Annotated in this window: 8 protein-coding genes; 3 read left to right on the forward strand and 5 right to left on the reverse strand. The window is 31.4% G+C overall.

The genetic code is table 11. The annotated features are described in order from the left end of the window. Nucleotides 1-81: 81 nt before the first annotated feature. From VK071_06965 to VK071_06985, 5 genes are read right to left on the reverse strand one after another with little or no spacing between them, the layout of a single operon-like run. On the reverse strand, nucleotides 82-330 hold the full coding sequence (locus VK071_06965) for an excisionase family DNA-binding protein (protein ID HLR35059.1): 249 nt from the start codon (nucleotides 328-330) through the stop codon (nucleotides 82-84). A gap of 59 nt (nucleotides 331-389) precedes the next feature. Beyond that, the gene (locus VK071_06970) at nucleotides 390-536 is read right to left on the reverse strand and encodes a hypothetical protein (protein HLR35060.1); all 147 of its coding nucleotides are present in this window, start codon (nucleotides 534-536) and stop codon (nucleotides 390-392) included. 30 nt (nucleotides 537-566) lie between these two features. After that, on the reverse strand, nucleotides 567-818 hold the full coding sequence (locus tag VK071_06975; GenBank protein ID HLR35061.1) for a hypothetical protein: 252 nt from the start codon (nucleotides 816-818) through the stop codon (nucleotides 567-569). A gap of 12 nt (nucleotides 819-830) precedes the next feature. Continuing rightward, nucleotides 831-1742, reverse strand: a complete 912-nt coding sequence (locus VK071_06980; GenBank protein HLR35062.1) for a hypothetical protein — start codon at nucleotides 1740-1742, stop codon at nucleotides 831-833. Between the two features lie 15 nt (nucleotides 1743-1757). Continuing rightward, complete coding sequence (locus tag VK071_06985; protein HLR35063.1) at nucleotides 1758-1988, reverse strand: helix-turn-helix transcriptional regulator; 231 nt, start codon at nucleotides 1986-1988, stop codon at nucleotides 1758-1760. Nucleotides 1989-2124: 136 nt separating this feature from the next. Here VK071_06985 and VK071_06990 point away from each other — a divergent pair, with 136 nt between their 5' ends. From VK071_06990 to VK071_07000, 3 genes are all read left to right on the forward strand, one after another. Next, the gene (locus VK071_06990; GenBank protein ID HLR35064.1) at nucleotides 2125-2499 is read left to right on the forward strand and encodes a helix-turn-helix transcriptional regulator; all 375 of its coding nucleotides are present in this window, start codon (nucleotides 2125-2127) and stop codon (nucleotides 2497-2499) included. Further along, on the forward strand, nucleotides 2492-2704 hold the full coding sequence (locus VK071_06995; GenBank protein HLR35065.1) for a hypothetical protein: 213 nt from the start codon (nucleotides 2492-2494) through the stop codon (nucleotides 2702-2704). Before VK071_06990 ends, VK071_06995 begins: the two co-directional genes overlap by 8 nt. A gap of 66 nt (nucleotides 2705-2770) precedes the next feature. Further along, a partial coding sequence (locus VK071_07000) for a hypothetical protein (protein ID HLR35066.1) occupies nucleotides 2771-3136 on the forward strand: 366 nt, incomplete at its 3' end.

Consider the following 3136-nt stretch of genomic DNA (forward strand, 5'->3'; position numbering starts at 1 on the left):
TCGTTTCTTTTGTTTCTATAAGTTGATTATTATAACTAGTTAAAGCCCTTGATATCACCTTTAATTCATTTTTATTAAACATTACTTAACCCTCCTAATTGTATTTTTATCTAGCCATCTATCTAAAAATTCTTTCTTATAAATGTAATTAGAGCCATTCCTAACATGGTCTATTTCACCTATTCTAGTCATTCTTAAAATTGTGTCATAGCCAATGCTAAGATAATCGGCCGCTTCTTTTGCATTAAATACATTTTTATTAAAATTGTAGATGTTATTATTTAGTTCTTTTATTTCTTTAATCAAGTCATTTAATAAAGTTTCTTGCATAGTGCATCCCTCCTTTTAACTTGTCCCCCTATGTGGTAAAATTTAGTTAGGCGGAGCATTTAAGACAAAAGTTTTTCTGTCCAAATCGCCTTATGTCCATAATCAATAATTATTTTTATTTTCTGGGGAGAAGTTGTTTCTGGAATTGCTTCTAGAACTTCTTCTTCAGCTTTCCTTAGTAATTTTTTTAATTGTTCTTTTTTCATATTTTATACCTCCCTAGTGATTCCTCCTTATTAACAATACAAATCCCAAAGTTCATCTTCATCTATATCTAACTTTTGCAATAACAAATTTACTAAAACTTTAAGCTCTATAAATTCTTCCTCTTTGGTTGGAAACCTATTAACCATCAGCCCTTCATTAGTATGATTAACTGCGTAAACTCGTTTCGTTTCATCTTCCAGATATATGACCTTTTGAACCTCATCAATATCAACGACCTTAGCCCCTAATAATTTTTCTCTAAACTCCTTAATATCTCTCATCTTTATTCCTCCTTATTTCAATTCCAGTAACCTATCTACTTCAAGCCCTAACTTAGTCGCCCATGCTCTAGCTATCCTTTCTATCTCTTGCAATTCTTTTTGACTTGCTTTATCCAAGTGACTTTTCTTACCTTCCCTAGCTTTTAGATTTATTCCTAATTGGTAGTTAACCTTCCTATAAAATTCAGACCATGCCATGCCAAAATTATTATTAAAATTTCTTACTGCTATATTTCGTATTAAGATGTTTATTATCTGCCTACTATCTTTTATAGTTGTAGCTGTAGTTACTAAGTTTTTGTTTTCTGTTTCTAACTCTTTTATTCTCTTGTTTTTTAAGTTGAATAGCTTAGCATTTATAATTGACACTTCATTCCAGTCACCTTCGTATTCTGCTGATGCCTTGTCTATAATTAACTGTTGTTCTAAATTTAATTCTTTATTTATGTTTTCTATTACATTTTCTTTTCCTTGTTCTGCATCGTGGTATACATTTAATAGTAAGGTTCTTACTTCTTTTGCTACTTCGCTATCTCTTAATAACATCCCAATTCTTAAGACTGCTCTCTTAGGGTATAGTGTATTTTTTGTGTAGGAAATCAATGTATCTTTTATTAAAAATCCACCTGAATTAGTTTCGGTTGGCGACATCTTGTCTCCAAGCCCAATTTCATTCATTAACTTTTTACCATACCCTGTTTTAACCCCATCTTCTATAAGCTCAATTCTATTTCTTGTAAATACTTTATTTATGGCTTTTCTATCCACTTCATAAAACTCTGCTACTTGATTCGTAATCATATACTCTGTTCCTGCCAATGTGTTTAACTCTTTTACTTTTTCTAAGACGTCAACTCTTTCAATGTATTTATCCCTTTGTTCCTTTCCACCTTCGATTATCTTTAATTCATCTTTGTTAAACATTACTTAACCCTCCTTTTAATTATTTTGGTTACTTTGAGTGTCATTTTGACCTATAAAAAATATATCTTCTACAGGGACACCATAATAACTTGCTATTTTAACCTTAACTTCATCCCTAGGAACTCTTTCCCCTAACTCATAAGCAACTACAGAAGAATAGCTGATTCCAAGCTCTACAGCTACTTCCTCCCTAGGCTTGTCCCCTCTTAATTCCTTTAATTTTTGTGCCATTTTTTCTCTATTCATCAACCTCACCTCCTGTATATATAATACTACCATAATTTACTTAGAGTGTCAACACTAAAAGTAAAAATAGTTCTTGTATTTTGTTTACTTTTAGTGTATACTATAGGTAGGAACTTAAAAGAGGAGGTGAAAAAAGGTGAGCAAAATTGGTAATATGATAAAATCTCTAAGGATAAGAGAAGACATGACACAAGGGGAGTTAGCACAAAAACTTAATCTTTCAAGAAGCTCTATAAGTATGTATGAGAATAATGAAAGAAAACCACCTACAGAATTACTAGAAGAAATAGCTGACTTGTTTAATGTGGATATGAATTACATTACAGGTAGGACGGACAAAGAGTATTATCTAGACTTAAAAACAAGACAAATAGCTCAAGAAATACTCAATAATAGTGAACTAAGGGCACTATTTGATGCTTCTAGAGGTGCAACGCCCGAAGATTTAGAAATCACTAAGAATCTATTAATCAGTTTAAAAAACAAAGAAAGAGGTGGCTCTATTGATTAATACATGTTTTTTACAGCTACCACCTAGAGTTAAGGCTGTAAGCACAAGAAATGAGGATGGCTCTCATACAATAATAGTTAATAGTGTTTTAAATTATGAGCAACAACTAATGGGATATAAGCATGAGTTACAACATATAAAAGATAATGATTTTGATAAAAATAATATAAATACAATTGAGCTATCCGTTAGAGAAAAATTATAAGAGAGACAGAGAGGTATAACTGCAGAATACCTCTCTTATTCTTATATACAAAAGGAGGAATAAGAAGTGAGTGTAACAAAGGTAGGTAAAAATAAGTATAGGATATTTATTAGTGATGGAACAAATTTAGATGGCTCTAGAAGGAGGTTTAGTAAAACTATTACTACAGATTTAAAGGGTAGAGATTTAGAAAGGTTTTTGATGCTGGAGGAATTTGATTTTGAAGATGAGGTCAAGAAGAAGCATCCTAAATTTTTTAAATTAGCAAAAGGAACATTTGAAGCATATTCGAATTGGTGGTTAAAACACAACGAAGTGTCAGAAACAACGGGGGAATGGTATGAAAGACTGTTAAAAACTTGGATATTGCCCTATATCGGTCATAAAATACTAGAAAAACTAACTAATGGGGACATGATAGAACTGATGGAA

The sequence above is a fragment of the Tissierellales bacterium genome, assembly GCA_035301805.1.
GTDB lineage: Bacteria > Bacillota > Clostridia > Tissierellales > DATGTQ01 > DATGTQ01.